The sequence below is a fragment of the Kocuria sp. CPCC 205235 genome (assembly GCF_040980905.1).
GTDB classification, from domain to species: domain Bacteria; phylum Actinomycetota; class Actinomycetes; order Actinomycetales; family Micrococcaceae; genus Kocuria; species Kocuria carniphila.
The window spans coordinates 1-514 of sequence record NZ_JAVKPR010000109.1; the positions used below are offsets into that span (position 1 = coordinate 1).

Annotated in this window: 1 protein-coding gene and 1 pseudogene; both read left to right on the forward strand. The window is 73.9% G+C overall.

Annotated elements, in window-relative coordinates; translation table 11 throughout:
• A pseudogene (locus RF638_RS16220) lies at positions 1-167 on the forward strand (prephenate dehydrogenase); the annotation flags it as partial.
• Positions 149-514, forward strand: a 366-nt coding sequence (locus RF638_RS16225; RefSeq protein WP_368842487.1) for a (d)CMP kinase, incomplete at its 3' end; no start/stop codon positions are given. The pseudogene RF638_RS16220 and the gene RF638_RS16225, both read left to right, overlap by 19 nt.

A 514-nucleotide genomic window follows, 5' to 3' on the forward strand; every position in this document is an offset into this window, starting at 1 on the left:
CCCGGCTGCTCACCGAGATCGGGGAGATCGGCGTCAACCTCGAGGACCTGCGCCTCGAGCACTCCCCGGGCCAGCCCGTGGGCCTCGTGGAGGTCTCCGTGCTGCCCAACCGCCGCAAGGAACTCGTCGAGGCGCTCCAGGAGCGCGGATGGAAGGTCGTGCAGTGAACACCGGAACGAACACCGCCCGCAGCGCAGCACCCGGGACCGGGGCGCCGGCGGCCGCCGGACGCCAGCTGGTCGTCGCCATCGACGGACCCTCGGGCTCCGGCAAGTCCAGCGTGTCCAAGGAGGTGGCCCGCCGCTTCGGCCTCGCCTACCTGGACACGGGCGCGATGTACCGCGCCCTCACGTGGTGGTGCCTCGACCGCGGGGTGGACCTCTCCGACGGCGGCGCCGTGGTCGAGGCCGCCCGCGACTTCCCGCTCGCCCAGGGCACCGATCCCGACCGGGAGCTGGTGTTCGTGGGCGGGACCGACGTGGGCGTCGAGATCCGGGGCGCCCGGGTGACGGAG